At 72.4% G+C, this 24910-nt stretch carries 23 protein-coding genes, 1 pseudogene and 1 riboswitch; of the genes and pseudogenes, 7 read left to right on the top strand and 17 right to left on the bottom strand.

Annotated features, from left to right (window positions below):
• The first annotated feature begins 14 nt into the window (after positions 1-14).
• On the top strand, positions 15-521 hold the full coding sequence (locus QTQ03_RS03880) for an Lrp/AsnC family transcriptional regulator (RefSeq protein ID WP_289276755.1): 507 nt from the start codon (positions 15-17) through the stop codon (positions 519-521).
• A gap of 148 nt (positions 522-669) precedes the next feature.
• Here QTQ03_RS03880 and QTQ03_RS03875 read toward each other — a convergent pair whose 3' ends face one another.
• The 4 genes from QTQ03_RS03875 to QTQ03_RS03860 form a co-directional block, all read right to left on the bottom strand.
• Positions 670-2103, bottom strand: coding sequence for an ISKra4 family transposase (locus tag QTQ03_RS03875; RefSeq protein WP_289280660.1), 1434 nt, complete (start codon positions 2101-2103; stop codon positions 670-672).
• Positions 2104-2337: 234 nt separating this feature from the next.
• The gene (locus QTQ03_RS03870; protein WP_289276754.1) at positions 2338-3342 is read right to left on the bottom strand and encodes an aldo/keto reductase; all 1005 of its coding nucleotides are present in this window, start codon (positions 3340-3342) and stop codon (positions 2338-2340) included.
• Positions 3339-3728 carry a MerR family transcriptional regulator gene (locus QTQ03_RS03865; RefSeq protein WP_289276753.1) on the bottom strand — a complete coding sequence of 130 codons (390 nt, stop codon included), beginning with the start codon at positions 3726-3728 and terminating at the stop codon, positions 3339-3341. Before QTQ03_RS03865 ends, QTQ03_RS03870 begins: the two co-directional genes overlap by 4 nt.
• 79 nt (positions 3729-3807) lie before the next feature.
• A complete protein-coding gene (locus QTQ03_RS03860) occupies positions 3808-4773 on the bottom strand; it encodes a DNA polymerase domain-containing protein (protein WP_289276752.1) in 966 nt (321 codons plus the stop codon).
• A 138-nt stretch (positions 4774-4911) separates the two neighbouring features.
• Between QTQ03_RS03860 and QTQ03_RS03855 the strand changes: the two genes are divergently transcribed.
• Positions 4912-7155 carry a WD40/YVTN/BNR-like repeat-containing protein gene (locus QTQ03_RS03855; RefSeq protein ID WP_289276751.1) on the top strand — a complete coding sequence of 748 codons (2244 nt, stop codon included), beginning with the start codon at positions 4912-4914 and terminating at the stop codon, positions 7153-7155.
• 54 nt (positions 7156-7209) lie between these two features.
• Here QTQ03_RS03855 and QTQ03_RS03850 read toward each other — a convergent pair whose 3' ends face one another.
• The gene (locus QTQ03_RS03850) at positions 7210-7440 is read right to left on the bottom strand and encodes a hypothetical protein (RefSeq protein WP_289280659.1); all 231 of its coding nucleotides are present in this window, start codon (positions 7438-7440) and stop codon (positions 7210-7212) included.
• A 133-nt stretch (positions 7441-7573) separates the two neighbouring features.
• Positions 7574-8452 carry a metallophosphoesterase family protein gene (locus QTQ03_RS03845; RefSeq protein ID WP_289280658.1) on the bottom strand — a complete coding sequence of 293 codons (879 nt, stop codon included), beginning with the start codon at positions 8450-8452 and terminating at the stop codon, positions 7574-7576.
• A gap of 161 nt (positions 8453-8613) precedes the next feature.
• A riboswitch (ZMP/ZTP riboswitch) is annotated at positions 8614-8704 on the top strand.
• An 18-nt stretch (positions 8705-8722) separates the two neighbouring features.
• Here QTQ03_RS03845 and QTQ03_RS03840 point away from each other — a divergent pair.
• Positions 8723-10159: a glycine hydroxymethyltransferase gene (locus QTQ03_RS03840; protein ID WP_289276750.1), complete on the top strand. Its 1437-nt coding sequence runs from the start codon at positions 8723-8725 to the stop codon at positions 10157-10159.
• Between the two features lie 77 nt (positions 10160-10236).
• On the opposite strand, the gene QTQ03_RS03835 is transcribed toward QTQ03_RS03840, so the two are convergent.
• The 4 genes from QTQ03_RS03835 to QTQ03_RS03820 all read right to left on the bottom strand — a co-directional run bounded on the left by QTQ03_RS03835 (position 10237) and on the right by QTQ03_RS03820 (position 14131).
• On the bottom strand, positions 10237-11046 hold the full coding sequence (locus tag QTQ03_RS03835; protein WP_289276749.1) for a DedA family protein: 810 nt from the start codon (positions 11044-11046) through the stop codon (positions 10237-10239).
• Between the two features lie 161 nt (positions 11047-11207).
• Entirely contained in the window at positions 11208-12665 is a 1458-nt protein-coding gene (locus QTQ03_RS03830; RefSeq protein WP_289276748.1) for a serine/threonine protein kinase, read from the bottom strand.
• 206 nt (positions 12666-12871) lie between these two features.
• Positions 12872-13759, bottom strand: coding sequence for a Sco1979 family transcriptional regulator (locus QTQ03_RS03825; RefSeq protein ID WP_289276747.1), 888 nt, complete (start codon positions 13757-13759; stop codon positions 12872-12874).
• A 132-nt stretch (positions 13760-13891) separates the two neighbouring features.
• Positions 13892-14131, bottom strand: coding sequence for a DUF397 domain-containing protein (locus QTQ03_RS03820; RefSeq protein ID WP_289276746.1), 240 nt, complete (start codon positions 14129-14131; stop codon positions 13892-13894).
• 252 nt (positions 14132-14383) lie between these two features.
• Between QTQ03_RS03820 and QTQ03_RS03815 the strand changes: the two genes are divergently transcribed.
• Positions 14384-15034: a GGDEF domain-containing protein gene (locus QTQ03_RS03815; protein WP_289276745.1), complete on the top strand. Its 651-nt coding sequence runs from the start codon at positions 14384-14386 to the stop codon at positions 15032-15034.
• A gap of 113 nt (positions 15035-15147) precedes the next feature.
• On the top strand, positions 15148-15798 hold the full coding sequence (locus QTQ03_RS03810; RefSeq protein WP_289276744.1) for a flavodoxin family protein: 651 nt from the start codon (positions 15148-15150) through the stop codon (positions 15796-15798).
• Between the two features lie 96 nt (positions 15799-15894).
• On the opposite strand, the gene QTQ03_RS03805 is transcribed toward QTQ03_RS03810, so the two are convergent.
• Entirely contained in the window at positions 15895-16377 is a 483-nt protein-coding gene (locus QTQ03_RS03805) for a type II toxin-antitoxin system PemK/MazF family toxin (RefSeq protein WP_289276743.1), read from the bottom strand.
• A gap of 382 nt (positions 16378-16759) precedes the next feature.
• On the opposite strand from QTQ03_RS03805, the gene QTQ03_RS03800 reads away from it, so the two are divergent.
• Both QTQ03_RS03800 and QTQ03_RS03795 read left to right on the top strand, forming a co-directional pair.
• Entirely contained in the window at positions 16760-17125 is a 366-nt protein-coding gene (locus tag QTQ03_RS03800) for an NUDIX domain-containing protein (RefSeq protein WP_289276742.1), read from the top strand.
• 32 nt (positions 17126-17157) lie between these two features.
• Positions 17158-18399 carry a hypothetical protein gene (locus QTQ03_RS03795; protein ID WP_289276741.1) on the top strand — a complete coding sequence of 414 codons (1242 nt, stop codon included), beginning with the start codon at positions 17158-17160 and terminating at the stop codon, positions 18397-18399.
• A 44-nt stretch (positions 18400-18443) separates the two neighbouring features.
• Here QTQ03_RS03795 and QTQ03_RS03790 read toward each other — a convergent pair whose 3' ends face one another.
• The 6 genes and pseudogenes from QTQ03_RS03790 to QTQ03_RS03770 all read right to left on the bottom strand — a co-directional run bounded on the left by QTQ03_RS03790 (position 18444) and on the right by QTQ03_RS03770 (position 24777).
• Positions 18444-18854, bottom strand: a complete 411-nt coding sequence (locus tag QTQ03_RS03790; protein WP_289276740.1) for a DUF2267 domain-containing protein — start codon at positions 18852-18854, stop codon at positions 18444-18446.
• Between the two features lie 119 nt (positions 18855-18973).
• Positions 18974-20362 (bottom strand): type VII secretion protein EccB, encoded by a 1389-nt coding sequence (gene eccB / locus QTQ03_RS03785; RefSeq protein ID WP_289276739.1) that lies wholly within the window; start codon positions 20360-20362, stop codon positions 18974-18976.
• Positions 20363-20555: 193 nt separating this feature from the next.
• Positions 20556-21941 carry an MBL fold metallo-hydrolase gene (locus QTQ03_RS03780; RefSeq protein ID WP_353890624.1) on the bottom strand — a complete coding sequence of 462 codons (1386 nt, stop codon included), beginning with the start codon at positions 21939-21941 and terminating at the stop codon, positions 20556-20558.
• 147 nt (positions 21942-22088) lie between these two features.
• Positions 22089-22424, bottom strand: a pseudogene (locus tag QTQ03_RS30190) (carbonic anhydrase); the annotation flags it as partial.
• A 2-nt stretch (positions 22425-22426) separates the two neighbouring features.
• Positions 22427-24193, bottom strand: a complete 1767-nt coding sequence (locus QTQ03_RS03775; RefSeq protein ID WP_289276737.1) for a SulP family inorganic anion transporter — start codon at positions 24191-24193, stop codon at positions 22427-22429.
• A complete protein-coding gene (locus QTQ03_RS03770; RefSeq protein ID WP_289276736.1) occupies positions 24190-24777 on the bottom strand; it encodes a rhodanese-like domain-containing protein in 588 nt (195 codons plus the stop codon). The genes QTQ03_RS03775 and QTQ03_RS03770 overlap by 4 nt, the downstream gene beginning before the upstream one ends.
• Positions 24778-24910: the final 133 nt, after the last annotated feature.

Below are 24910 nucleotides of genomic sequence, written 5' to 3'. Positions count from 1 at the left end.
GAGAAGGGGTGCTCATGAGCCAGGAGTCCGGACCGGAGGTGGACCCGACGGTCGGAACGGGACGATCGGCCCGCGCTTTGGACGAGGTCGACCGGCGGATCCTGGCCGAGCTGGCCCGGGACGGGCGCACGTCGGTGCGTACGCTCGCCGAGCGCATCCACATCTCGCGCACCAACGCGTACGCCCGGGTGGAGCGGCTGCTGCGCGACGGCGTGATCACCGGATTCCGGGCGCAGGTGGCACCGGCGGCGGCCGGGCTCGGCACCTCGGCGTACGTCGCCATCACCATCGAGCAGAACACCTGGCGCGAGGTGTCCGCCGAGCTGGCCCGGGTGCGCTACATCGAGCACGCGGCGCTGCTCGGCGGCGACCACGACGTGCTCGCGCTGGTCCGCGCGCCGGACAACGCCGCCCTGCGGGACGTGGTGCTGAGTCGGGTGCAGAGCATCCCCGGGGTGCTGTCGACCCGCACCTGGCTGGTCTTCCACGAGTTCGACGGCGAGACCAACCCCTGGGAGTGACCCGGCGGCCGGTTCAGCGACCCGTGCCCGGTCATGCCCGACCGCCGAGCAGCGCCGCCGAGTGCGACCACGCCCGCCGGCTTCGCCCGGTCCACCTGGCAGCACGGGTACGTGCATCAATTGGGTGCGGCTCCTCTGAGGTGATCGTCTATTGTGGGATGGCACCGCCGAGGTAGCGGCTGTTGTGGATGCGTTGTTGTTCCTGGGCCAGGTGCCAGGTCCAGTACTGGTCGAAGTCGCCGTTGCTGATCAGGGTGCGGAGTTTGAGGATTGCTTCGGCGCCGTCGAGGCCCCAGCGAGCGCCGGTGACGTCCATACGATCTTTGACCAGGTGGCGGCAGGCGCCTTCGATCACCCCGGTGGCGATCGGCCACCCGTTGGCCAGCGCGGTCGGGTAGTCCAGGTACGGTTTTTTGGCCAGCAGGTAGGCGGCGGCGACATCGGCGGGTTTGCGTTTGCCGGGGTCCAGGCCGTGGTAGGTGGCCTTGCGTCGGATGGCTGCGGCGACTATGCCGGCCCGTCCGGCCAACACCTGCCGGGCCTGGGCGCGGACCCACCGTTCGGCGTTCGGGTCGCCCTCCGGGTGGAAACACCAGGTGGCCTTCCAGAGGTACTCGATGACGTGGATGAAGTCCACAACAACCGGCAAGGTGATCTTGCGGGTTTTGGCCTCGGCGTGGATCCGGTCGATCTGGTGGGTGTTGCCGTCGACCAGGGCGATCCAGGTCCGAGCGTGGTCGGGGTCGCGGCGGTCGGCCTCGGCGAACCCGGCGGCGATCACCGCCGCGGCGTCGTCGGTCACGCTGGCGTGCAGCCACTTGCCGGAGGTGACCGGCGCCGGGGTAGCAGTTTGGGCCGCTTCGGGGTCCTCGGGCAGGATGTCGGCGATGGTGCGCGGCTTGCCGGTCACGTCGAAGACCGCGGCGACCTCGCACATCCGCTTGCGGTTGCGTTTCTCGCCCTTGGACCGGCGGCCGGCCAGTTTCTGGCTGACCGCGGCCTTGGCGGTGCCCGCGCGGAGCCCGTCGGGGCGCATCACCACCCCTTTGGCGTCGAAGGACAACGCCAGCACATCATCATCGGCCGACCAGTCCGGGGCGTGGGCGGTGTAGAAGGCATCCACATCTATCGCCGCTGCGGCGGCCAACGCCTCGACCTGCCGTTTCCCGATACGCACCGTGGTGGCCCGCTCAATCGCGGCCGCCGCGTCGGTGAACGAGCCGCGGGCCGCCTCGGCCGCGGCCAACCGGCGCAGTCCATGCGAGTGCTTCTCCACGGGCAGGTTCAACACCGCGTCCGCCGGGTTCAGATCGGCCCGCGCCCGCGCCCGGTAGGCGATACGCGTCACCACCACCTCACCGAACCGGGTGGCCAGCGTCCGCTGCCGCCCCCGCTCGGCCCACCCCCGCAGATGGCTATCGGCGTCGGTCACCTCGTCGAGCCGTTCCTCCCGACTGGCACGAAGATCCAGACTGTCCTGCAACAACTGACACAGCAACCGCATGCCATCGGTATGCAGCCGCTCCTCCAGTTCGGCGTGAGTCATCCCCGCCGCATGCTCACCGGACAGGAAGTCCACCATCGCGCCGAACCGCACGGATGAGCCGGCGAAAGCATCGTCCGCCGTCTCGGATGCGTACTCTTGCACCGGGCTCCCTCTTTGCTGATGTTCGTGTCTCGCAACCGACGAACATAGCGGGAGGATCCCTTTCACCATCACAACCAGTAACACATCCCCAGGCCACACAGCGTGTCGCCGCACCTCACCAGAGCCGCACCCGCATCAATTGACAGCCACCGTGAATCACCCAGGCGGCTAGTGCCCGACGGTTCGCATTCCTGCCTCGGTGTACCTTGCACCGACCACAGCGCCGGCCGGCACCGCCTCGCGGAGTCGGATCTGCTGCTCCGGGGTCAGCCGAATGTCGGCCGCCGCCGCGTTCTCCTCCAGCCAGCGGACCCGCTTGGTGCCGGGGATCGGCAGAATGTCCTCGCCCCGGGCCAGCAACCAGGCCAGCGCCGCCTGGGCCGGAGTGCAGCCGATCTCCCCTGCCACTTCGCGGACCGCGTTGGCCAGCTTCACGTTGGCGTCGAGATTGCCCTCGGCGAAGCGCGGCACGGTGCGTCGCCAGTCGTCCTCGGCGAGCTGCGTCCGGCTGGTGATCGTCCCGGTGAGCAGCCCCCGCCCAACCGGCGAGTAGGCCACCAGAGACACCCCCAGTTCACGGCAGGTGGCCAGCATCTCCCCCTCGACGTCCCGGGTGAACAGGGAGTACTCCATCTGCACCGCCGCGACCGGGTGTACGGAGTGCGCCGCCCGCAGCGTGGCCGGGCTGATCTCGGACAGGCCGATCAGGCGGACCTTGCCGGCGGTGACCAGGTCGGCGAGCGCGCCCACGGTCTCGTCGATCGGCGTCTCCGGGTTACGCCGGTGCAGGTAGTACAGGTCGATGGTCTCCACCCCGAGCCGGCCCAGCGAGGCGTCGCAGGCCTGTCGGGCCCAGGCGGCGCTGCTGTCCACGTAGGCACCGGGGGTGCCGGTGCCGCCAAAGCTGTCGCCGGTGGTGCGGTTGCCGAACTTGGTGGCGAGGAAGACCTCGTCTCGCCGGGCCCGCACCACCGGGGCGAGCAGCCGCTCGTTCGCGCCGAAGCCGTACATGTCGGCGGTGTCGAGGTGATTGACCCCGAGGTCGAGGGCCCGGTGCAGGGTCCGCGTCGACTCGGCGTCGTCCGCCCCGCCGTACCCGAAGCTCATGCCCATGCAGCCCAGACCGATCGCCGAGACCTTCGGGCCGGTCGCGCCCACCCGTCGCCAGATCATGCCAGTTCCTCCTCCGCCCTGCGGTATTTGTCGATCTTGTAGTCGAGCACCTTGAGGTCCTCCTCCAGTCCGACTATCCGGGCCAGCACCCGAGCGCGGTGCGTCTCGAAGAGCGCCCGCCGGGCGCCGAGCGTCCGGTCGCCCTGCCGGGCCAGTTCGGCGTAGCGACGCATGTCCCGGACCGGCATGCCGGTCCGGCGCAGCCGGGTGAGCAGCAACAGCCAGTTGACGTCGGACTCGGTGTAGCGCCGGCGCCCCGAGGAGTCCCGCCCGACCGGGGCTACCAGGCCCTCCTGCTCGTACCAGCGCAGGGTGTAGGTGGTCAGGCCGACCCGTTCCGCCGCCTCGCCGACGGTGAGGCTCATCTTCCGCGTGCTGATGTCCACGCACCCCAGGCTTCCAGTTCGAGAGCACTCGACGTCAACCGTTGCGCGTCGGGGCACAACTCACGTCAAGGCGGCTGCCTCAGCGCTCCGACGGCGCTTCCAGGCCCTCACGGTCGGCCAGTTCCAGCAGCGGTTGCAGCGAGTACGCACGCTCGTCCAGGCCGGCGTGCGGGTCGCCGCGCTCGACGAAACGCGACGGCACCGTGGTGACGTCGAAGTCCTCCGGCCGGGCGTCGTCCAGCTCGGACCAGTCCAGCGGGGCGGACACCAGCGCCGCCGGGGTCGGCCGGACCGAGTACGCCGACGTCACGGTGTGGTCGCGGGCCATCTGGTTGTAGTCGACGAAGACCGGCCGGTCTCGCTGGTCCCGCCGCCAGGTGGTGGTGACCAGGTCCGGTCGGCGGCGCTGCATCTCCCGGCCCAGCGCCAGCACGGCGCGCCGGCAGTCGCCGAAGCTCCACCGGGGCTCGACGGTGAGGTAGACGTGCAGCCCCCGGCCGCCGGTGGTCTTCGGGTAACCCGTCAGCCCCAGCTCGTCGAGGAACGCCCGGACCTCGTGCGCCACCGGCACCACCTGGTCGAAACCCACGCCGGGCAGCGGGTCCAGGTCGATGCGGAGCTGGTCGGGGCGCTCGACGTCGCCGCTGGACACCGGCCACGGGTGGAAGCGCAGCGTGCCGAGGTTGGCCGCCCAGATCACCACGGCCAGCTCGCTCGGCGCCACCTCGTCGGCGGTGCGGCCACTCGGGAAGGTGATGTGCGCGGTCCGCACCCAGGCGGGCGCTCCGGCCGGCAACCGCTTCTGGTAGAAGGCGTCGCCGCGGTTGTCCGTCCGGGTGGCGACCTTGGCACCGTCGAAGACGCCGCGCGGCCAACGCTCCAGCATGGTCGGTCGGTCCCGGACGGCGCGCAGGATGCCGTCGCCGACGGCGAGGAAGTAGCGCACCACGTCGAGTTTGGTCAGACCGAGCTCCGGAAAGTACGGCTTGTCGGGGCTGGACACGCGCACCAGCCGCTCCCCCACCCGGATCTCCTCCGCCGCCACACCTCACACCGTAGCGGGGCGGGAACGGCGGCGGGCCATCCGCGCCGACCACGGCGGACGGCGGTTGACCATCGACAACCGTCTCCGTAGGTTCGGCGATGTCCGGCGCTCTCTCCCCGCATCGGCGAAGGGATCCCTGTGACCCGACGACGAACGTTCCCCCTCACCCTGGTCGCGGCGCTGCTCGTCGGCGCCACCGGTGTCCCCGCTCCGGGGCACGCCGGCCCACCGCCACCCGTCGACGACTACCGGCCCGTCCGCGGGCCCTCGGCGCCCGCCGACTACCGCCACATGCAGAAGACCCTGCCCGGGCAGACACTGCCCCGGCACGCGTACGACGACGCCGCGCGTGCGGCCCGTCGGCTGCCCGCCGTGGGTGGCCGGTGGGACCTGGTCGGCCCGACGAACATCGGCGGACGAATCACCTCGCTCGCCCTCGATCCACTGCGGCCCGACACCGTCTACGCCGCGGCGGCCAGCGGTGGCGTCTGGGTCAGCCGAGACGCTGGCCAACGTTTCGAGCCCGCCTGGCCGGACGGCTGGACACAGGCGATGGGTGCGGTGGCGACCGGCCCGGACGGCACCCTCTACGCCGGCACCGGCGAGGTCAACCCGGGCGGTGGCAGCATCACCTACGAGGGCACCGGCCTGTACGCGTCCCGCGACGGCGGCAGGACCTGGCGACACCTCGGGCTGCGCGACTCGGGCGCGATCGGCGCGATCACCGTCGACCCGGCCGACCCGGGGCGGATCTTCGTCGCGGCGGCCGGCTCGCTCTACACCGCCGGAGGCGAGCGGGGTGTGTACGCGTCCACCGACGGCGGCGCCACCTGGCGACGGATCCTCGCCGGCGAGAACGAATTCACCGGCGCCACCGAGGTGCTGCTCGACCCGCGCGACCGGCAGCGGCTGTACGCCGTGCTCTGGGACCATCGGCGCACCCCGGACCTGCGGACGTACGGCGGGGTCGGGTCGGGGGTCCACCGCTCGACCGACGGCGGGGCGACCTGGCAGCGTCTGGCGGGCGGGCTCCCGGCCGCCGGGCCGGAGGGGGGTCGCATCGGCCTCGGGCAGTCCGCGTCCGAGCCGGACCGGCTGTACGCGATCGTCAACTCCACCGCCGGCCCGTTCGCCGGCTTCTACGGCACCACCGACGGCGGCGACTCCTGGGCCCGGTTGCCCGACACCCCGGTGCTGACCGCCTCGCAGTCGACGTTCGGCTGGTGGTTCGGCAAGGTCTGGGTGGATCCGGACGAGCCGCTGCACGTGCACGTCGCCGGGGTGCCGCTGCTGACCACGAAGGACGGCGGGCGCACGTGGACAGCCGACGCCACCACCATTCACGTCGACCACCACGCGATGGTGTGGGACCCCCGGTACCCGCAGCGGGTGTACCTCGGCAACGACGGCGGCATCTACCGCTCCGACGCCGACGGCGACGGCAGGTGGGTCAAGGCCACCCACGAGCCGTACACCCAGTTCTACAGCGTGGCGATCACCCCGCAGGACGTCAGCCGGATCTCCGGCGGCACCCAGGACAACGGGTCGCTGCGCTCGTGGGGTGGGCCGGCGTTCAACGAGTACCTGGGCGGGGACGGCGAGGAAAACCAGATCAACCCGCGGGACAAGGACAACGTCTACGCCTGCTACCAGTACGGCAACTGCTTCTGGTCGGTCGACGGTGGCGACACGATGACCTACTTCGGCAACAAGGTCACCGGTGCTCGGCGCAACTGGTTCGCGCCGGTTGTCTTCGACCCGCGTGACCCGTCGGTCATGTACTACGGCGCGAACGTGCTCAACCGCTCCACCGACGGCGGCCGGACCTGGACCCCGATCAGCGACGACCTGACCGGCGGGCCCGGGCGCGACCCGGTCTACACCAACTACGGCACGATCACCACCATCGCCCCGGCCGGCGACGGGCGGACGGTCTACGTCGGCACCGACGACGGCCGGGTGTGGGTCACCCGGGATCTCGGCGCCTCCTGGCAGCAGCTGCTCTCCGGGCAGCCCTGGGTGACGCGGGTCGTCGTGGACCCGCAACGGCCGAATCGGCTGTACGTGACGCTGTCGGCGTACCGGTCCGGGTCGGACCGGCCGCACGTGCTGGGATCGCTCGACGGGGGCCGCCGCTTCGTCGACCTCGGCGGCACCCTGCCCCGGGCCCCGGTCAACGACCTGGTGATCGGCCGTGGGCTGACCCTGTACGTCGCCACCGACCAGGGCGTGTTCGTCAGCCCGAGCGGCGGCGGGGTCTGGCTACGCCAGGGTGACGGCCTGCCGCTGGTGCCGGTCGACGACATCGAGTACGACGCGACGAACCACCGTCTGGTCGCCGCCACCTTCGGGCGCGGGATCTACCAGCTGCGGACGCGGTGAGCGTGGGCGCCGGCCGGTCGGTGTGTCCGTCCGGCCGGTGGCCCGCCGGCCTCCTCAGCCGTTTTCCCGCTGTAGACGCTCCATGAGCATCTTCTTACCCTGCTCGCCCGCCTTGCGGTTGTTCTCCTGGATTCTGCGGAACCAGGTGGCGAGTTCCGTGTCCCCGTTGGCCTCCGCGTCGGCGATGTACGTCTCCACCTGCCAGATATGCTGCAGTGACATCTGCACCGCGTGGATCAGGTCGTAGTTCTTGTCCTTGACCGGGCTCATCGGTTCCCTGACCATCGTGGCCACGGCACACCTCCCCTGTCGATCGTGCCTGGAACCAGCGCTTACCCAGCCTCGCTCCCTTCACGCCGGTCACCTGCGCCGGCTGGACGGGGGCAGGAGAAGGTCGGCGGCCGGGCCGGGCGGAAAGTCACCAGGCGGTCGGCGGCACGTGGTCCGGCGCGGGCAGGATCCGCCGCAGCTGCCCCGGAGGTACCCTCCGCCGCCGCCACTCCCGCGGGTAGCCCACCGACACCTCCTCGAACCGCACCCCGTCGTACCAGGTGGTGCGGGGGATGTGCAGGTGGCCGTAGACCACCGCGACGGCGTCGAAGCGACGGTGCCAGTCGGCGGTGGCCTCGGTGCCGCACCACTGGGCGAAGATCGGGTACCGGAGGATCCGGGTCGGCTCACGGACCAACGGCCAGTGGTTGACCAGCACGGTCGGCAGCGCCGGGTCCCGGTCGGCCAAACGGCGGGCGGTCTCGGCGACCCGGGCCGCGCACCACGCCGACCGGCTCTCGTACGGGTCGGGGTGCAGCAGGTACTCGTCGGTGCAGACGATTCCGGTCCGGTACGCCTCGGCCAGCGCCGCCTCCTGCGTGTCGAAGCCCTCCGGGCGCCAACTGTGGTCGTACAACAGGAACAGCGGCGCCACGGTGACCGGCCCCGCGGGCCCCGCCCAGACCGGGTAGGGATCCTCCGGGGTGATCACGCCGAGGTCCCGGCACAGGTCGACCAGGTGGGCGTAACGCGCCGCGCCCCGCAGGGTCACCGGGTCGCCGGGCGGTGTCCACAGCTCGTGGTTGCCAGGTGACCAGACGACCTTCGCGAACCGGTCGGCCAGCAGCCGCAGCGTCCACTCGATGTCGGCGACGGTGTCGCCGACATCGCCGGCGACGAGTAGCCAGTCGTCCGGCGACTCCGGGTGCAGCCCCTCGACGACGGTCCGGTTGTCGGGGTGGCGGACGTGCAGATCGCTGATAGCCAGAAGACTCCCACCACTGCCCACCCCCGCCACGCCGTCGATCTTAGGCCGTGCGACACCCGCTCGACCACCCCCGAAGGCCGTACCGGTCCGATGCCGGTGACAACGGGGCTCGGGTCGGATCCGCCGATCCACCCTGCGCGGGAGTCGCCGGAACGGTCGTACGCCGGTGCGGCGGCGGCACCGGCGTACCCGGTAGGATTCCCTCGGGCCGTGACTGGCGCGTTGGAGATGGAGAACCATCGGGGAGCGGTCCCGTCACGAGGACGCATGCCGAGCGCCTGGGCCTTCCGTACGTCATCAGGAGGTCACATGCCGCGCAACCCCGAGTCCACCGCCTTCCGCGGCGCGCTCGAAGTGATCGGCGGCGTCGAGCCCCGCGTGGCCGATGCCATCCGCGCCGAGCTGGCCGACCAGCGCGCGTCGCTCAAGCTCATCGCGAGCGAGAACTACGCCTCTCCGGCCACCCTGCTGGCCATGGGCAACTGGTTCAGCGACAAGTACGCCGAGGGCACCGTGGGGCGCCGGTTCTACGCCGGCTGCCAGAACGTCGACACGGTGGAGGCGCTCGCCGCCGAGCACGCCCGGGAGCTGTTCGGCGCGCCGCACGCGTACGTCCAGCCGCACTCGGGCATCGACGCCAACCTGGTCGCCTTCTGGGCGGTCCTGGCCGACCGGGTCGAGTCACCGGCGCTCAGGCGCGCGCAAACGCGCCACGTCAACGACCTCACCGAGGCCGACTGGTTCGCGCTCCGCCGGGAGTTGGGCGACCAGCGGATGCTGGGCATGTCGCTGGACGCGGGCGGCCACCTCACCCACGGCTTCCGGCCGAACATCTCCGGCAAGATGTTCGACCAGCGCAGCTACGGCACCGATCCGGTGACCGGGCTGGTCGACTACGACAGGGTCGCCGAGGCCGCCCGCGAGTTCAAGCCGCTGATCCTCGTCGCCGGGTACTCGGCATACCCACGCAAGATCAACTTCCGGATCATGCGGGAGATCGCCGACTCCGTCGGGGCGACCTTCATGGTCGACATGGCACACTTCGCCGGCCTGGTAGCCGGCAAGGTCTTCACCGGCGACTTCGACCCGGTGTCGCACGCGCAGATCGTCACCTCCACCACGCACAAGTCGCTGCGCGGGCCGCGCGGCGGCCTCGTGCTCTGCGGCCCGGAACTGGCCGAGCAGGTCGACCGGGGCTGCCCGATGGTCCTCGGCGGCCCGCTGCCGCACGTGATGGCCGCCAAGGCGGTCGCACTCGCCGAGGCCCGCCGCCCCGACTTCGCCGACTACGCCCAACGGATCGTCGGCAACGCGCACGCCCTCGCCGACGGCCTGCTGCGGCGCGGCGCCGCCCTGGTCACCGGCGGGACCGACAACCACCTGGTGCTCATCGACGTCACCGGATACGGCCTCACCGGCAGACAGGCCGAGCAGGCGCTGCTCGACTCGGGCATCGTCACCAACCGCAACTCCGTTCCACAGGACCCGAACGGCGCGTGGTACACGTCCGGCGTCCGGATCGGCACCCCGGCGCTGACCACGCGGGGCCTCGGTACCGCGGAGATGGACGCCACCGCCGAGCTGATCCACACGGTGTTGAGCCAGACCACCCCGGGCACGAACGCCGACGGCACCCCGTCCAAGGCGAAGTACGTCCTGGACCCGGCCACCGCCGACAAGGTCAGCCGGCAGGCCACCGAGCTGCTCGCCGGTTTCCCGCTGTACCCCGCCGTCGACCTGGGCTGATTCGGCACTCCCCCACCGGCCGGCGGAGACACACCTTCCCGGACGCCAGCGGACACACTCTTCCCCGGAAGGAGTGGCTAGCCCACGTCCCGCCCCTGGGACCAGGTGCTGCGGTAGAGCGTCCCCCGCCCGTACGGGTCGGGGACGACGCCGCCGTCGACGGACGGGACCGGGCTGGGAAACTCGTCGTCCGGCCCGTTGGGGAGCACGCCCCCGGAGGTGCGCGACCGACGTAGGCGCGTCACGACGAACCAGCCGGCACCGACCACGCAGGCGAGGATGACCACGTTCTGGAGGATGCCGGCGTACTCCTCGACCAGATGCCAGTTGTCGCCCAACAGGTAGCCGGCCATGACGAAGGTGGTGTTCCAGATCAGACTGCCCAGGGTGGTGTAGACGACGAAGGTCAGCACCGGCATCCGTTCCACACCGGCCGGAATCGAGATCATGCTACGAAAGATCGGGATCATCCGCCCGAAGAAGACCGCCTTGACGCCGTGCCGGCGGAACCACTCCTCGGTCCGGTCGACGTCGTCGAGCTTCACCAGCGGCAGCCGGGCGGCGATCGCCCGCATCCGTTCCCGCCCGAGCGCCGCTCCGATGTGGTACAGCGCGAGCGCACCCAGGACGGAGCCGAGTGTCGTCCAGAAGATCGCGCTGGCCAGACTCATCCGTCCCTGTCCGGCGACGAACCCGGCGAGCGGCAGGATCACCTCGCTGGGGATCGGTGGAAAGAGGTTCTCCAGGGCAACGGCGAGACCCGCGCCGGGCCCACCGAGCCGTTCCACCAACCCGGTGAGGTGACCGACGATGCCGTCCTGGGGTGGTGGTGCCGCCTCCCCGGCGGCGGTACCGGAGGCGAGCAGGACGGGCACGGTGCGAGACATGGGCTACACGCTACGAACCCGATCCTGAGAGCCTGCCACGAGGGCGGCTCAGGTCTGACACGACCGGCGCCGGACCACCGGCCGTGACCGCCCCCGACAGGGCCGCAGGCTGTCGAGCTATGCCGCACGCTGTGGACCCTCCGGGGCGATCCGGTCGGCGGTCAGCCGTCGCCGCGGCCACCGCTGATGTCGACGCCGTCGAGCAGGGCATCGAGCCGAGACGCCACCTGCCGGTCGAGTTTGCCGTCGTCGGCCGCGTCGGCGAGGCGGTCGCGCAGCTTCTCCACCCGCTCGGCGCGGCCCCGCTCCCGGCGGCTCAGCTCGGCCAGGTCCCTGACCAACTGCTCCGCGGTCCTGCGGTCCACCTGGCCCTCGGCGACCGCCAGCGTGAGCACCGCCGCGAACTCGGCGGCCAGCTGCCGCGGGCCGACCGGCTCAGGGGCGGTGGTGGGGGACGGTGCCGTGCTCTGCGGCGGCGCCGAGCTGCTCGGCGCCTCGACGGGCGCCGTCGGGGCGGACGGCTCGGTGGTGGTGGCCCGGTCGGTCCGGTCGCCGAGGACGAGCACGGCGACGGTCGCGACGAGCAGCGCGAGGCCGGCGGCGACCAGGACGGCGACCGGCCGATCTGACCGGCGGGCGGGTGCCCGGGACGGGGTGGCGGGCCACCCCAGCTCGCCGGCACGAGCGGCGGGGCGACCATCGACCAGCGTCCGCGGTTGGGCGGGGGCCGCCCCGGCCGCGGACGGAAGCACCGCGGTGGGCGGGTCGGCCGGGCGGTCGGCGGGCCGGTACGCGCGGAAGGACGCGGCGAGCTGCGCAGCGGTGGGCCGGCGGGCCGGGTCGGCGGCGAGGCTGGCGAGGATGAGGTGCGCGACGTCCGCCGGCAGGCCGGCGACAGCGGGCGGCGGCACCGGCCCGCCCCGGGCGTACACCCGCACCGCGTCCTCCCAGCTGTCGACGGGCAGGGGTGGGCGGCCGGTGAGCGTGCGGTAGAGCAGCACGCCGAGGGCGTAGACGTCGCTGGCCGGGGTCGGCGGACCGGGCCGCATGCGTTCCGGGGCGACGTACGCGGGTGTTCCCATCAGCAGCCCACCGATCTGCCCGGCCAGCGGGTGTTCCGGCCCGGCCAGGGCGGCGATGCCGAAGTCGAGCACCTTGGCGCCGGTGGCGGTGAGCATGACGTTTCCGGGCTTGATGTCACAGTGCAGCACACCGATCCGGTGGGCGGCGGCGAGTGCCCCCGCCACCTGGCCGGCCATCCGGACGGCCTCGGGCCAGGGCAGTGGGCCGGCGGCGAGCCGGTCGGCGAGGTTCCGCCCCTCGACCAGCTCCATCACCAGGTACGGCACGACCGTCCCGTCGGGAAGCGCCGCCTCGCCGTAGTCGTACACCTGGGTGACATGCGGATGGCTCAGCCGGGCTGCGGCGCGGGCCTCGCGCTGAATGGTGAGCCGCAGCTGCGGGTCGGCGGCGAGTTCCCCGACGAGGGACTTCACCGCCACGGGCCGGTGCAGCACCTCGTCGTCGGCGCGCCACACCTCGGACATCCCACCGCGGCCGATGCGCTCGCGCAGGACGTACCGATCGTGCAGCCGCAGACGGGGCGTGAACGCGGGCATAGGGCTCCAGTCTGCCTGGCCGACGCCGGACGCCACGGCCGACCGTGCCCGGTTACGACCGTGTTGAGCGGATCACGCACGGCAAAGCCGGACCCGGAAAGCTCGGCGGGCGGGCCACGCCGGGGCGGGACAGGGCGTGCGCGGCGGCCGTCGTTGGTCGTGGCCCTGGTCGAGCCGGCGGGCCCGTCGGGTACCCCCGGACGGCGTCACCGCGCGTACAGGTCGTCCAGAATGCCGCCGAGGATCTCCGGTGTCCGCTCCGGCGGCTCCGCCTCCACGCAGAGCCGCTCCATCGCCACCACGTAGTTCTCCAGGTCGTCACGCTTGTCCAAATAGAGCGCGCTGGTGAGCTGCTCGATGAAGACGATGTCCGGCAGGTCGGCGTCGCCGAAACGCAGGATCGAGAACGCTCCACCGGCGGCGGCGTGCCCGCCCGCGGCGAACGGCATGATCTGGAGCCGGACGTGGGGTGACCTGGTCGCCTCGAGCAACGCGACCACCTGGTCACGCATCACCTCCGGGCCGCCGATCGGCCGGCGCAACACCGCCTCGTCCACGACCGCCCACAGCTGGGCCGGGTTCCTCCGGCGCAGCAGGCGCTGCCGTTGCATGCGCAGCGCGACCCGCCGCTCGATCTCCATCGGCGTGGCCCGGCCGTGGCCGAGGAGCACCACGGCTCGCGCGTAGTCGCGGGTCTGCAACAGGCCGGGAACGAACTGGACCTCGTACGTCCGGATCAGGGATGCCGCCGCCTCCAGCCCCAGGTACGCCTGGAACCAGGTTGGCAGGACGTCGCCGTACCGGTGCCACCAGCCGGGGCTGTTCGCGTCCCGGGCGAGCTTGAGTAACGCCTCCCGTTCCTGCGGCTCGGTCACGCCGTAGAGGGTGAGCAGGTCGGCGACGTCGCGTTCCTTGAAACCGACCCGCCCCAGCTCCATCCGGCTGATCTTCGACTCCGAGGCGCGGATCTCCCATCCCGCGCCCTCGCGGGTCACCCTGCTGGCCTCACGAAGCCGGCGCAACTGCGCGCCGAGCAGCATGCGCAGGACGGTCGGGCCGGTCGCCGGACCGCTCTCGGCGGGAACCATCGCCACTGCCGCCCCTCCGCACGCAGACCTCGTCGGCCGGGCTACCCACCGGCGACCCGATGGGTAAGCATGCCATGAACGGTCAGTGAGGTGAATCGCGGCGACCGAGGCGGGCCCGTCCCGGCCGCGTGACGGCGGTCAGCGGATCAGGTGGTCGAAGTCGCCGTCGCGGACGCCGAGCACGAAAGCCGCGATTTCGTCCACCGTGTAGATGAGGGCGGGGCCGTCGGGGTGGCGGGAGTTGCGAACCGCGACACCCGCCCCGCCGGGCAGCTCGGCCAGCTCGACACAGTTCCCGCTGGGGTTGCTGCGCTGGCTCTTCTGCCACCGCAGCGGCGGCAACTGGTTGGTGGGTACGCCGTTCGGTGGCTGCTGCATGCGCCTCTTTCTCTTCACGCACCCCGTCGGCCACCCCCGGCCGTGACCGAGGTGCCAGTGGGTGCCGCCTGTGGACGGGCGTCGTGCACGTGCATCTGCTATTGCATCTGCATTGGACAGCGAGCATGATAGCCGAACGTGCGCGGTACCCATCCGCTCACTGACAGTCACCTGAACTGGGCTACGACCAGGGGAAACACGGATGTCGGCGACCGCTGGCGGAACCGAGGCGTCGGCGTGACGGGAGGGTTCGTGCCGGATCCGCTGGCCATCGCGTCCGGCATCTGCGCCGCGGGAGCCCTCGTCTCGTCCTGGCAGCTGCGCCGTCGCGCGATCCGCGCCGAGACGGAGCGCACCCTCCTCGAGGCCGAGTTGTCCCGGGAACGACACGCCGCCAGCCACGACCCGCTCACCGGCCTGCCCAACCGGCGAGCCTTCTACCGGCTGTCCACCGCGCTGCTGACGGGGGCGGCCGAACGGCCGTTGATCGCCGTCGTCCTCGACCTCGACGGCTTCAAGCAGATCAACGACCGGTACGGGCACGCCGCCGGTGACCAGGTGCTGGTCATCGTCGCCCAACGGTTCTCCACCTTCGCCGGCGACGACCTGGTCGCCCGGCTCGGCGGAGACGAGTTCGCGGGGCTGCTGAGAAGCCCCAGCGTCGACCGGCTGTGGATCGACCACGCCACCCGCCGGCTCAGCGACCTCCTCGCCGCACCGATCTCCGTGCGCGGGCTGGCGGTCCGGGTGACCGCCTCGGTCGGCCTCGCGCCAGTGACCGGTCCGGGACAACTCGTCGAGGCGCTTGACCGGGCCGACGCGGCAATGTATCAGGCGAAGCGCCTCGGTTCCTCCCGCCCGCGCCCGCAACTGGTCGACAGCACGGGCACGACCGACCGCTGACCCGCCAGCACCACGACGGGCCCGCTTCGTCCCGCTGTCGACCCAGGTGTCCGGCGGCCGAAGTGCGGGTATGCCGCCGGTGTCACTCGCACCGCTGCCGAGAGGAACCCGCCATGTCGACCATCCGGGCCCTGGTCCTGAACTGCACGCTGAAACGGTCCCCCGCCCCGTCCAGTTCGGCGCTACTCGCACAGGAGGTGCTCGACACCCTGCGTACGCAGGGTGTCGACGGGGAGCTACTCCGCGTCGTCGACCACCACGTCCGGTTCGGGGTCACGGTGGACGAGGGCGACGGCGACGGCTGGCCGGCGATCCGGTCGAAACTGCTGGCCGCGCAGATCCTGATCATCGCCACACCGATCTGGCTCGGTCAGCCGTCGGCGGTCTGCAAGATGGTGCTGGAACGCCTCGACGCCGAACTCGACGAGACCGACCCGCAGGGGCGGCTGCTCACGTACGGAAGGGTGGCCGGGGTGGCGGTGGTCGGCAACGAAGACGGCGCCCACCACACCATCGGCCAGGTGCAGCAGGCACTCAACGAGGTCGGGTTCACCTGCCCGGCCGCCGCGGCGACCTACTGGGTCGGGGAGGCGCTACACAAGGTCGACTACATCGACGCCCGCCCGAAGCCGGACACCACCGGCCGGACGACGAAGGCCCTCGCGCTCAACTGCGCACACCTGGCCCGGCTGCTGTCCGAGCAGCCGTACCCGCCGCCGGACACCACGGGCGCGGCCCGCGGACCCGCCCACGGACCCGCCTGATTCCGCCGCCGGCCGGTCGGGCGCCGGCCGGTCGGGCGCCGGCCGGTCGGGCGCCGGCCGGTCGGGCGCCGGCCGGTCGGGCGCCGGCCGGTCGGGTCAACGCCAGCCGTAGCCGGCGCGCAGCGCTCGGGCGACCCGGTCGAAACGCTCCCGGTCGAGCACCGCGCCCTCGCGGCGGATGCCATCCTCGCGCATCGTCAGCACCCGGTCCAGCCGGACCCAGCTCGGACGGCTCTCCCGGTCCCAGCCGCCCGGACCGAGAGCGAGCCAGTGCCGCTGCCCGTCCCGGTCGCTCTGGCTGGAGAGCATCAGCCCGAACAGCGTCCGACTCCGCCGGCCCACCACCAGCACCGGGCGGTCCTTGCCCTGTCGTGGATCGTCCTCGTACGGCACCCAGGTCCAAACGATCTCGCCCGGATCGGCATGCCCGTCGAGTTCCGGCGCGTACGCGAGCTGACGACGTTGCAGCACGGCGACCTGCCGTCGCCGCGCTACCTGGGCCGGGGCGGGGCCCGGACGACGCGGGGACGGGACGACAGTGCCGAGACGCGCGGCCACACTCCTCAGAAGACCTGCCACGGCCGGCAGCCTAGCCGTTCGGCGTGACCGTGCGAAGGCCACACGCGGCGCGCCCGCCACCCCGCGGCCGAGGAAACCGGGAACGGCACACCGCGAGCGGCGGTCGACCGACGAACCGGGTGGACGCGGGCGCCCGACACCAGCCATGATCAGGACCATGGCTGTCGCCGGGCACCGGATCCGACCCGACGTCGTCGGCGCGGTCGTGCCCGCGCCGATCCCGGGGCCGTCGTGATCCGACTGCCGGACGACTACCCGGTCTTCGAGCGGCGGGCGGTACGGCTGGTGGTGCTCGACGCCGACGGGCGGGTGCTGCTGTTCCACACCCGCGACCCGGCGCACCCACGGCTCGGCATCTGGTGGGGAGCTACCCGGCGGCGGAATGGACCCGGGCGAGACGTACCTCGACACGGCCGTACGCGAACTGCGGGAGGAGACCGGCGTCGAGGTGGATCCGGGCCGCGTTGGGGCACCGACCTGGCGACGGCGGGCCAGCTTCCTGCACCGCCACCGTCGGCATCTCCAGCACGAGGTGGTCGTCCCGGTCCGGCTGGACGTGCCCGGGCCGGACGTCGACGAGACGCACCGGCTCTCGTACGAGTTGGAGTGCTACTTCGGTTTCCGATGGTGGTCGGTGACCGATGTGGTGTCCGGCGACGCGCGCTTCTACCCCGGGCGACTACCCGAGTTACTGCCCGGGTTCCTGGCCGGCGACGAGATCGACGAGCCGTTCGAGCTCTGGTCGTGACATACTCCCCGGTCAGCGGGCACAGTGGTGTGATGACCGCCATCCCGGCCTGCGTCGCCCGGTACGCGCAACGGATGCACGCCAGCGCCGGCGACGGCCACCACGTCGCCTCGCCACTGGGCGCCTGGCTCCTGCTCGCCCTGGCCGCGCCCGCCGCCACCGGGGCCGCCCGGACCGACCTGACGGAGGTGCTCGGCACCGACGCGGAAACCGCCGCCGACGCCGCCCGAACGCTGCTCGCCGCCGTGCACCCGCTGGTCGGGGTGGCCACCGGTCTGTGGCAGGGCGAAGGCGTCGACGCCCCGGGGCTCGCCGCCTGGCGGGCCGGACTGCCACCGTCGACCGGGACCGGTCCCGTGCCCGACCAGGCCGCCCTCGACTCCTGGGCGCGCGAGCACACCCTCGGCCTGATCGACGAGTTTCCGCTGGACGTGCGCTCGGGCGTGCTGCTGGTGCTGGCCAGCGCGCTGGCCACCCGGGTGTCCTGGGCGGAGCCGTTCGAGGTGACCGACGCGGGGGCGCTCGGGCCGGGCAACGTCTGGGCCGGCCGGCTGCGGCGGGTGTTGCGCACTCCCCGGCACGGTCATCGGGCGTGGATCGCCGCCACCGACCGGACCGGCGACGTGATCGCCCACGCCGCGCCCGCGCGCCCAACCGAGACCGACGGGCCGGGGCTGCTCGTGGTGTCGGTTGCCGCCGCCCCCGACGTGGCGTCCGCCGACGTCCTCGCCACCGCCCACGGGGTGGCTGCGGGCGTGCTCGACGGGGGCGAACCGGTGGGCCGGAGGTCCCTGTACGACCTACCGTTGGGCGACACTGCGCTGTGGACACTGCGGGAGGAGACGGTGCGGACCTTCGCGGGCCGGGAGGAACATGTCGACGCGGTGCTGCCCTGCTGGTCAGCCGGAAGCCGGCACGACCTGACCGCACCCACGCTCGGTTTCCGGCCTGCGGCCGACGCGGTCGGCGTCCTGCTGGAGCGGCCCGGTCTCCGCTTCGAGGCCGCCCAGTCCGCTTCCGCCCGCTTTGGCCGGTTCGGCTTCGAAGCCGCCGCCGTCACCGGGTTCGCCGTGCTGACCGCGCTGCCGCCGGAGGGGCTACGGCGTTCCGCCGAGCTTCGCTTCGGGCACCCGTACGCGGTGGTCGCCGTCGCCACCGACGACCGGTCGGGCGTGCCGGGGCCGTGGCACGGCCTGCCGGTCTTCTCGGCCTGGGTGGCCGAGCCGGAGGAGCTGCCCGAGGCCGACGCCGTGGATCCACCGGAAGCCTGGTGAGGCGCGGCGAGCGACCAGCGACCGGACGGTGCCGCCCCCCACGTTCACCAGCCCGGCGAGTGGGGAAGCCGCTGCGTCGTGCCGTCGAGGTCACGAGGTAGCTGGGCGACCATGGCACGGAACTCGTCGACCGTCACCGCCTCGCGCAGGGTGGCGAAGACGGCCGCCGCGCCGGCCCGGGCGGTCTCGTCGTCGACCCCGGCCCGCTCCCCAACCCGACGCAGAAAATCGACCGGACCGATAGCCGGTGGGCGGCCAGCGGTCGGGGCGGCGGCCCCGGGTTCGGCGAGGTAGCCGCCCGCCTCGTCGGGAAGGTGCCCGGCCAGATCGGCGGCCTCTCCACCGGTCATCCGCTCCACCATCGTCTGCAACACGGCGCGGCAGACCGTGGCGGCCTGGTCGCTCGGCAGGCTCGCCCGGCGGGACACCGCATCGACGAAAACGGGAAACCGCACGGCGCCTCCTGTCGTCACCGACCCGGTGCTTACCCGGGGCGGGTGCCCACAAACGGCGCCGGCCGAGTCAGCGCGGATCTCCGCGTCCACACCAGCGCCGACGTCGAAGCAGCCGGCCGTCACGCCGGAGTGGCGACCACCCGGGCGGCTGCCGGGTCCAGCGTGGCACCCGACGGCACCAGGCTTACCAGGCTCGCCGGCAGCCGAACCGGACGTACGTCCCGGTAGCCGAGCATGCCGAGCACCTCGGCGCCGGCCAGCACGTACCGCCGACCGAGGTCGGTGACCAGACAGATCGCGCCACCGGTCGCCCCCGGCGCGGCGGTCGCCTCAACGACCGCGCCGCGCCCCGGCTCCACGATGACGTGGTCCGCCAGCACGCCACCGGCCGCCGCTGGAAGCCCGGAGCGCGGGGCGGCGCTCAGGTCGGGTAGCCGCACGGCGTACCGCAGGTCGGCCATCGTGCCGTCCTGCCCGACCCGCGCGCAGAGCGCACCGTCGGGGGCGGCCAGCCTCGGCGGTACGGCTGGTGGCGCCGACGGCCCGGCCGGGGTCAGGTCGGGCACCTTCGGCAGGCTGGCGAACCGGCCCAGCGTGATCGGCTCCGGCTCCCGCTGACCGGTACTGGCCAGCAGGAGGCTCGCCTGGAGTTCGGTGATGCCCGCCAGCCCGTCGCGCAGCGTCACCGCGTACTGCCGGCCGCCGCCGGAGTTGCGAACCAGGTAGACGTCGCCGACGCGGGCGCCGTCGACCCGGGCCGAGGGCTCCCCCGCACCGGTCAGGGCCGGCGGGGCCAGGTCGACGCCCACCGGCAACGAGTGCAGCAGTGCGGGTGCGACCGGCACGGCCCGGGCCCGGGTGGCCGCGAGCGCGGCGAGCACCCGGTCGGGATCACGGATCGCGTGGCGGCGCTGCCGCCAGACCAGGTGCAGACCGCCGTCTGGGTGCCGCAGCAGCAGGCCCTCCTCGCCCAGCGGACGCCCGCCCGGTGCCTCCCGGCCGATCAAGAGGGCGGATCGGGGCCCGGGCCCGCCGCCGTCGGCGCCGGCCACCGAGCAGACCGTCCACGGCGCGGTGGACAGTCCGCTGGCGGCGGGCAACGAATCGGGTGCGTCGGCGATGCCCAACGGCAGCCCGCGCGGCACCCCCGCGATGGAGCGCCGGGAGACCAACACCGTCTTGGGTTGCTCCGCCCCGACGACGAGCAGAGCCGAGGCGTAGTTGAGGACCGGGTGCAGCTTCTGGTCGCGGTAGACGAACCTGGCCCCGGACTCCTTCTCCACGATCACCGCGGCCTCGTCGCGCCACTTGCTACCGCCGCCGACGAACAGCCCGTACACAGCGAACCCGCCCAGCGCGATCACCGCCACCAGGATGCTGGCCAGCCCGGCACCGGCCAACCGCCGAAACGGCGACTGCGCGGGATCGGTCTCGCGCATCACCAACGCGGCCACCGCCCGTTGGACGGTGAACTGGTACGAGTGCAGCTGGTCCTGCCGCGACGGCATGGGATCCCTTCCGGTGGCGGGTTCGGGGCACAGGATAGGCGTTGCGTCGATGTCCCGAGGACCCAGCGTCGCCACCGCCCGCGCGGCCGAGCCGCGACCGTCGGCCCCTCCAGCCGGTCCACCCCCGATCCTCGGCAGGTGACCGAGGGCTGGGCCCCGGTCACCTGCCGACCACGCCCTGGTCCAACCGCACTCAGGCAGCGGCGGAGTCCAGCGCGCTCCGCCAGGCGCCGTACCCGCCGAGCAGGTCGGAGACGTCGGCCCGGCCGGCGTCGCGAAGCAGGCTCGCCGCGACGGAGGATCGGTATCCGCCGGCGCAGTGCACCACCGCCGGCCGGTCCGCCGGCACCTCGTCGAGGCGGCGGACCAACTCGGCAAGCGGGATGTGCAGCGACCCCTCGACCGCCCCCTGCTCCCGCTCGCCGACGTTGCGGACGTCGAGGACAATCGGCGGCTCGCTCCGCTCCAGCGACTCGCGCAGCTGGACGGCGGTGACCCGGCTGGCCGGCGCCATGTCGGCGACCATCTCGCGGAAGGCGCCCTCCGGCTCGCGCAGGTAGCCGACCACCCGGTCGAAGCCGATCCGGGCGAGCCGCACCACGATCTCCTCCTCCCGGTCCTGCGGCGCCACCACGACGACCGTGCGGTCCGGCGCGACCACGCTGCCCGCCGTCTCGGCGAAGCGGCCATCGGCGGGGATGTTGATCGCTCCGCGTACGTGGCCGGCGGCGAACTCCTGCGGGTCGCGGGTGTCCATCACCACGGCGCCTTCGGCCCGGGACCGCGTGAACTCGGCGACACCGAGCGGCCGTGGCGCCTTGCCGTGGTCGAACAGCTCGCGGGCCTTGCGGTTGAGCGCTGCGTCGAAGGCGAAGTAGCGGGGTGCCGCCGGCTGCCCGCCGGTGACCAGTTCGAGGAACTGCTCCTCGCTCATCGGCGCGCAGGCGTAGTTGGTGCGCCGCTGCTCCCCGATGGTGGACTGCCGCTCGGTGGAGAGGTTCTTGCCACAGGCGGAGCCGGCCCCGTGAGCGGGGAAGACCCGCACCCCGTCGGGCAGACCCATCAGCTTGCGCTGCACGCTGTCGTAGAGCATCCGACCCAGCTCGTCGGCGGTCACGCCGAGCGAGGCAAGCAGGTCGGGGCGGCCCACGTCCCCGATGAAGAGCGCGTCACCGGTCATGACACCGTACGGCACGGTGTCATCGGCGTGCTCACAGACCAGGATGCTGATCGACTCCGGGGTGTGCCCCGGCGTCTCCATGATCTCCAACGTCACGTCGCCGAGTTCGATCCGCTCCCCGTCGGCGAGCTTGCGGATCGGGTACTCGGTCTCGGCCCGCCACCCGTAGCCGATCCAGGCGCCGGTGGCGGCGGCGACCTCGAGGTGGCCGGCCAGGAAGTCCGCGTGGAAGTGGGTGTTGATCACCCCTTCGATCGTCAGGCCGCGTTCCCGAGCGTCGGCCAGATACTCGTCGATGTCCCGGCGTGGGTCGACGAGCACCGCCCGGCCGCTTGCCTCGTCAGCGACGAGATACGATGCCTGGGACAGGCAATCCAGGTAGTACTGGGTGAACAGCATGGTGATGCCCTCCTTTGCAGTGATAACCAACGATGCAGCCAGACCGGGACCCAGCCGCCACCCGGTCGACATGGAGTCGCCAGCCGCCGGCCCGGCCTCCGCGACGAGTTCGGGATCCCAGCACCGGTCGCCGCAGCGGCCGGTGTGGATCGCGAGGATCCTGGTGCCGGGCAGCTTGCCGGCGAGACGCGCCAGGCCCTGTTGGAGTTGACGGCGGCGCTCCTCGTCGGAGACCGGGTTGCCGGCACAGTCGGAGTGCGCCGCGATGACCAGCACGCTGCTGCCGTGAGCACGCTGTGAGACGGCCACCTTGCCCAGAACGGCCGACAGTGACCGCTCGTCGGTCGTGGCGAGCATCGCCTCCGGCCCCGGCTCGGTGATCGTGTCCAGGTACTCGACGCCCAGCCGTCTGGTCACCCACTCGTTGAGCGGCTGCTGGATGCGCCCGTCGATACAGGTGAACAAGGTGGCAAAGCGAGGCACGGTCACCACACGTTTCCTGACGTTGTGGCCTGTTCGAGTTCCGGCCACTCGGGACGGAGCCGGCCGTCGATCCGGGTCGCCGCCACCGCGGCGGCCACATCCCGGTGCACCCGCCCGGCCGCGCGCAGCGCCCGCCACATCCCGGCCCGGTCGAGCAGGTCGGCCACCGGCCCCCGGACGGTGGCGAGGTGCAGCGCCACCCCCCGGTCCGCAGTACGGTCGCGCAGATCCGCGAGGGCGTGGGCGCCGTCGGCGTCGATGTCGCTGATCGCGCTCGCATCGAGCACGATCGCCGTCAGCTCCTTCCGCTCGTCGGCGAGTCCGAGCACCCGGTCCTTGAGGCTCTGGGCGCTGGCGAAGTAGAGCGGACCGTCCATCCGGATGATCCCGACCCGGGGGTCGGTGGCCAGTTCACCGTGTCGGGCGAGGTTGCGGTACAGGCTGGTCCCCGGAACCCGGCCCAGTTCCGCCGTGTGCGGCCGGGCGGAGCGCCACAGGAAGACCCCGAGGCTGAACGCCACCCCGGCGGCAAGCCCCGGCTCCACTCCCAACCACAGGGTGACGAGGAACGTGAGCACCAGGGTGAGGCCGTCCACCTGACGGGCCCGCCAGACCGTCATCGCGCCTTTGAAGTCGACCAGGCCGAGCACGGCAACCACCACGATCGCCCCCAGCACAGCCTTGGGCAGATGGTAGAAGGCAGGCGTCAGCGCGACCGCGGTCAGCGCCACCACCGCCGCCGTCACCAGCGTCGCCACCGGCGTCCGGGCGCCGGCCGAGAAGTTCACGGCGCTGCGCGAGAAGCCGCCGGCCACCGGGAATGCCTGGAACAGACCCGCCGAGATGTTCGCCGCCCCAACTCCGACCAGCTCCTGGTTCGCCGAGACCTGTAGGCGCGACTTGGCGGCCAGCGACTTGGCCACCGCGATGCCCTCCATGTAGGAGACCAGAGCGATCGCCACCGCCGCCGGCATCAGTGCCCGGATGTCCTGGCCGGACAGCGCGGGCAGCGCGGGTGCGGGGATGCCGCCCGGTACCTCGGCGAGGATCCGCACGCCCCGGTCCTCGAAGGAGAGTGCGGCACTCACCAGGGTTGTCCCGGCCACGACCAGCAGGGCACCGGGCAGCTTCGGTACGTACCGGCGCAGCAGCACCAGCAGGGCGATGCTCACCGCGGAGACCAGGATGGTCAGCCCGTGCGCCGTACCGGCGGAATGCCAGACGGATGCGACGATCCCCGGGAACGCCTCCGCGCGTTCCGCCCGCAAGCCGAACAGGTCCTTCACCTGGCTGGCAGCGATCACGATCGCGGCGGCCGAGGTGAAGCCGGACAGCACCGAATGGGACATGAAGTTGACCAGTACGCCGAGACGTAGCAGCCCCATCAGCACCTGGATCGCACCGACCAGGAGCGCGAGCAGTCCTGCCAGCGCGGCGTGGCGCGCCGGATCGTTGCCGGCCAGTGGGGCCAGCGCCGCGCTGGTCATCAGCGCGGTGATGGCGACCGGCCCGACGGCCAGCGACCCGGACGTGCCGAGCAGCGCGTAGACCGTCAGCGGCACGATCGACGCGTAGAGCCCCGCCACCGGCGGCATCCCGGCCAGGGCCGCGTAGGCCATGCTCTGCGGCACGAGCATCACGGCGACCGTGAGGCCGGCGATCAGGTCGTGCCGCAGCACCTTGCCGTCGTAACCGCGCCGCCAGCCGAGCAGCGGCAGGAAGCGGGCGACCCCGGACGTGTCCCGCTGGAGGTACCCGTCCGAGGTCATGCCGTCGACTCCTCCCTCCGGAGCCGCTCCAGCGAGGTGTTGACGTCGCAGGTCGCCCCGGCGTTGTACGGCAGCTTCGCCAACAGCATCCCCATCGCGCAGGTGTCGCTCACGGCGGCGTAGGTCAATCCGGCACCGATGAAGCCGGCCACGTACCGGGCCGCCGGCGCCCAGATGCTCGCCAGGATCGATGCCAGCACCATCGATCCGGCGACGAGGCGGACCTGCCGCTCGAGGCTCCACCGTTCGCGTCCGCGCTCGACCGGCCCGCCTGCCGCCAGCCAGGCGTTCATGCCGCCGGTGATGACGGCGCCGCCGGCGAGACCGGCCTTCGTCAGCTTGGTACACGCCTGGGTGGCCCGACTGCCGGACTGGCACATCAGCAGCATCCGGCCACCGGCATCCCGGACGATCCGCTCCAGGTGCGCGTCCACCTGGTCGAGCGGCAGGTTGATCGAGCCGGGAAGGTGCGCCGTCTCGAACTCTCCGGGCGTCCGCACGTCCACGACGAGCGTGTCGGGGTTGTTCGCCATCAGGGCGCGGGCGGTAGCCACGTCGATCGTGGAACCGTTCTGCGGGCTCATGTCGTGTTCACTCCAATTCCTCCGATCCAGGACTCGGGGCGACGTGCCGCCCGGCGAGGGAGAACCGGGTACCCCCGGGGGTATCTGCCTCCGAGTATGTGCGAGCCGAACGGCGAGCCGCAACCCGCCGCCA

The organism is Micromonospora sp. WMMA1363 (genome assembly GCF_030345795.1).
Taxonomy (GTDB): domain Bacteria; phylum Actinomycetota; class Actinomycetes; order Mycobacteriales; family Micromonosporaceae; genus Micromonospora.
Note: the sequence above shows the minus strand (reverse complement) of the source record. Positions and strands in the feature narration are given on the sequence as shown.